This is a genomic window from Cellulomonas septica, from assembly GCF_012396155.1.
Classification (GTDB): domain Bacteria; phylum Actinomycetota; class Actinomycetes; order Actinomycetales; family Cellulomonadaceae; genus Cellulomonas; species Cellulomonas septica.
This window is the reverse complement of the sequence record NZ_JAAXOY010000326.1, coordinates 1-3,992: the sequence shown is the minus strand read 5'-3', so window position 1 is coordinate 3,992 and position 3,992 is coordinate 1. Positions and strand designations below refer to the sequence as shown.

The 3,992-nt window shown below is 74.0% G+C and carries 4 protein-coding genes; all 4 read right to left on the bottom strand.

From position 1 onward, the window contains the following. Positions 1 to 176: 176 nt before the first annotated feature. The gene (locus HGA02_RS12520; RefSeq protein ID WP_343035462.1) at positions 177 to 941 is read right to left on the bottom strand and encodes an alpha/beta fold hydrolase; all 765 of its coding nucleotides are present in this window, start codon (positions 939 to 941) and stop codon (positions 177 to 179) included. After that, positions 916 to 1,755: an NAD(P)-dependent oxidoreductase gene (locus HGA02_RS12515; protein WP_246247731.1), complete on the bottom strand. Its 840-nt coding sequence runs from the start codon at positions 1,753 to 1,755 to the stop codon at positions 916 to 918. The genes HGA02_RS12520 and HGA02_RS12515 overlap by 26 nt, the downstream gene beginning before the upstream one ends. A gap of 5 nt (positions 1,756 to 1,760) precedes the next feature. After that, positions 1,761 to 2,171 (bottom strand): nitrite reductase small subunit NirD, encoded by a 411-nt coding sequence (nirD, locus tag HGA02_RS12510; protein ID WP_168679291.1) that lies wholly within the window; start codon positions 2,169 to 2,171, stop codon positions 1,761 to 1,763. Next, on the bottom strand, positions 2,168 to 3,992 hold a 1,825-nt coding region (gene nirB, locus HGA02_RS12505; protein ID WP_168679290.1), incomplete at its 5' end, for a nitrite reductase large subunit NirB. The genes nirB and nirD, both read right to left, overlap by 4 nt.

Genomic DNA, 3,992 nt, shown 5'->3' with positions numbered 1-3,992 from the left:
GTCGCGGTCGCGCCCTTCTCGAAGACGATGCGCGTCGACCCGAAGTAGTGGCACCCGGGGTGCGTCGCGAACTCCCCCGAGTTGTCCGGGAGGTAGAGCGGGTCGTCGTACTTCGGCTTCTTGCCGCCGGTCACCGACACCGGCACCTGCGCAGGGTCAGAGCACGACAGCGGGTGTCAGAGCACGACCGCGGGAGCCAGGGCGGGGCGGTCGAGGACGCGCAGCTCGTGCAGTGCGTCGAGCAGCAGACGGTTGAACGCGACGGGCGCGTGGGAGTTCACGTCGTGGCCCGCGCGCGGGACGACCCTCAGGCGCGTGCCGGGCCGGGCGGTGAGGTAGCGGCGCTCGTCGAGCCGCAGCGGGTCGCGCGCACCGTTGACGACCCAGACGGGCAGCCGCACGCGGCGCAGGTCGGCGAGCGGGGAGTACCCCGACATCGCGGAGAGCATGTCCTGCACGACGTGCCACGTCCCGCCGCCGATCCGCAGCGCCCGCGTCACCGCGCCCGACGCCGACCGGTACGCGAGCAGCGGCTTGCCCTTGATCTCCGTCGAGCAGCCCGCGAGGACCACGCCCGCGAGCTTGTGCTCGTTCCGGCGCGCGTAGGCGAGGCTCGCGTACCCGCCGAGCGAGAGGCCGACGAGCAGGGGCGCGACCGCGAAGGACGCGACGGCGTCGTCGATCGCGCGGATCGCGCCCTCGAGCGTGAACCGCTCGTGCGCACGCGCGCCGTGACCGGGCAGGTCCAGGGCGAGCGTCGGGTGGCCCGACCGTGTCAGCGCGTCGAGCTGGTGCTGCCAGATCGCGGACGACGTGCGCGTGCCGTGGACGAAGACGATGGGGCGGATGACGGGCTCCTCGGGGCGTGTGCTCCGCGGGAGAGTACCTGTCGTTCCTGGGATTCTCCGGGGAGCGTCACACGTCCGGCGCGCAGGCCCCACGTCCGAGCGCTGCGAGCCCCGCACGGTCGCCCGAGGCGAACGAGGTCACGGTGAGGTTCGTGCTCGGGTACATGAGCTGCGTCGGGTCGTCGACGTGCCCGAGCCCGACGACGTGCGCGAGCTCGTGCGTGACGACGCCGATCGCGACGGCCGTCCCGTCGGGGGTCGCGACGAGCGGCGCGAGCTCCTCGGTGTCGAGCGTGACCTCGCCCGTGACGTAGACGGACAGCCCGTCGACGGTCACGGAGGCCGACCCGCCGGTCCCCGCGACGTCGCCCAGCAGGCCCGGCGTCTCGACCGAGGTGGACCACGTGAAGAGGACGGGCGCCCAGCGGCGGCCGTACCGGTCGGGCTGGTAGGCGGGGCGGTCGGACGTCGGACCCTCGGTGGTCGCGCCGTCGTCGACGAACTGCAGCCCGGTCGCCTCCGCCACACGCTGGACCGCCGTGCGGATCAGCACGTCGCCGCCGGGCGGCGCGTTGTCGGGACGCACGACGTAGTGGACCGGGCGGCACGGGCTGTACGCGACGGGACCCGAGCCGTCGGGCTGCATCGCGGTGAACGTGTGCGGCCCGGCGTCGAGCGCGAACGCGAGCGGGGGAGTGCCGAGGGGGACCGCGGCCTCCTCGTGGCCCGCGGGCGGGGACAGGCGCGCGACCTGGTCGTTGACCCACCACGTGGCGCCGCTCACGAGCGTCGCGACGACGACGACCGACGCGGCGTCCGCGAGCAGACCCTGGACCCGGCGGGCGGCGACCGGTCCCCCGCCGACGACGACGACGACGCGCCGGCCGGCCAGGTCGACGCCCAGCATCGTCGTCACGGGGCCACCGGGATCTCGACCTCGACCACGCCCTCGACGACGCGCACGGGGAAGGACCGCAGGTCGGCGGGCAGGTCGCGCACGGGGACCTTGCCGACGCTGTCGAGGCAGCGGCCGGTCGTGAGGTCGAAGACCTGCTTGTACATGGGCGACGCGACCGTGGGCACCTCGACGTCGTCGACCCAGCGCGACCCGACGATGCCGCGCGAGATCACGAACGCGTCCGAGAACGGGTCGTGCTGGCCGACCGCGAGCACACGGTCGTCGACGAGCCGGAACAGCGCGACCTGGTGCCCGCCGAGCAGTGCCGCGGCGCCGCGCTCGGGCGCGAGGTGCCGGAGCGCGCAGACGGGCTGCCAGCCGGTCTGGTCGAGCTCGGGCAGCGTGGGGGTCTCCGAGACGGTCATGCGCGCACCTCCAGGGTCGTGCCGGCGACGAGGACGGGTTCGCCGCGGAGCGCGGCGTCACGCTCGTCCGCGGTGGCGGGGCGGGCCTGACCGCGCTCGGGCACGTACGCGAGCGACGGGTCGGGCGTGGCGGGCGCGTTGACGAACGACGCGAACCGGCGCAGCTTCTCGGGGTCCTCGAGGGTCGCGCGCCACTCGTCCTCGTAGGTGTCGACGTGCTGCGCCATCTGCGCGTCGAGGTCCGCCGCGATGCCGAGGGTGTCGTCGATGACGACGCCGCGCAGCGCGTCGACGCCGCCCTCGAGGTCCTCGAGCCACGGCGCGGTCCGCTGCAGGCGGTCGGCGGTGCGGATGTAGTAGAGGAGGAAGCGGTCGATCGTGCGGATGAGGTCCTCGGTCGACAGGTCCTCGGCGAGCAGCACCGCGTGCTTCGGGGTGAAGCCGCCGTTGCCGCCGACGTAGACGTTCCAGCCCTTGTCGGTCGCGATGACGCCGACGTCCTTGCCGCGGGCCTCCGCGCACTCCCGGGCGCACCCGGAGACGCCCATCTTGAGCTTGTGCGGCGAGCGCAGGCCGCGGTAGCGCAGCTCGAGCAGCACCGCGAGCGCCACGGAGTCCTGCACCCCGAACCGGCACCAGGTCGACCCGACGCACGACTTCACGGTGCGCAGCGACTTGCCGTACGCGTGGCCCGACTCGAACCCGGCGTCGACGAGGCGCTGCCAGATGACGGGCAGCTGGTCGATGCGCGCGCCGAACAGGTCGATGCGCTGCCCGCCGGTGATCTTCGTGTAGAGCCCGAAGTCCTTCGCGACCTCGCCGATCGCGATGAGCCCCTCGGGCGTGACCTCGCCGCCGGGGATGCGCGGGACGACCGAGTACGAGCCGTCCTTCTGCAGGTTCGCCATCACGTGGTCGTTGGTGTCCTGCAGCGCGGCGCGCTCGCCCTCGAGGACGTGCGCGGGCGCCGTCGTCGCGAGGATCGACGCGACGGCCGGCTTGCAGATGTCGCAGCCGCGGCCCTCCGCACGCGTCCCGAACCGCTCGACGACCTCGGTGAACGACCGCACCCCGGAGACGCGGACGGCGTCGTAGAGCTGCGCGCGGGACAGCGCGAAGTGCTCGCACAGCGCGTTGCTCACGGTGATGCCCTGCTTCGACAGCTCGGTCGTGACGAGCTTCTTGACGAGCGGGAGGCACGAGCCGCACGACGTGCCGGCCTTGGTGCACGCCTTGACCGCGCCGACGTCGGTGCAGCCGTGCTCGGTGACCGCGCCGCGGATCGTGCCCGCGGACACGTTGTTGCACGAGCACACGCCCGCGTCGTCGGGCAGCTCCAGGTCGGGGAGGCCGCCCCCGCCGCCCTCGGGCAGCAGGAACGCCGCCGGGTCGCCGGGGAGCTCGCGGCCGAGCATCGGGCGCAGGCTCGCGTACGCGGACGCGTCGCCGACGAGGACGCCGCCGAGCAGCGTGCGTGCGTCGTCGGACATGACGAGCTTCTTGTAGACGCCCGCGACCGGGTCGGCCCAGACGAGCTCGAGCGCGCCCTCGGTGCGGCCGAACGCGTCGCCGAAGCTCGCGACGTCGACGCCCGAGAGCTTGAGCTTGGTCGCGGTGTCCGCGCCCGGGAACTCGGCCGCGCCGCCGAGCAGGCGGTCCGCGGTGACCTCGGCCATCGCGTAGCCCGGGGCGACCAGGCCGATGCACGCGCCCTGGATGCACGCGACCTCGCCGACCGCCGACACGTCGGGGTCGGACGAGACGCACGTGTCGTCGACGACCACGCCGCCGCGCGGGCCCACCTCGAGGCCCGCCGCGCGG

What these genes read in the sequence shown, in the direction of transcription:
- HGA02_RS12515 (WP_246247731.1), bottom strand. Translation starts at nt 1,755, where the DNA reads ATGCTGGGCGTCGACCTGGCCGGCCGGCGCGTCGTCGTCGTCGTCGGC.
- nirD (WP_168679291.1), bottom strand. Translation starts at nt 2,171, where the DNA reads ATGACCGTCTCGGAGACCCCCACGCTGCCCGAGCTCGACCAGACCGGC.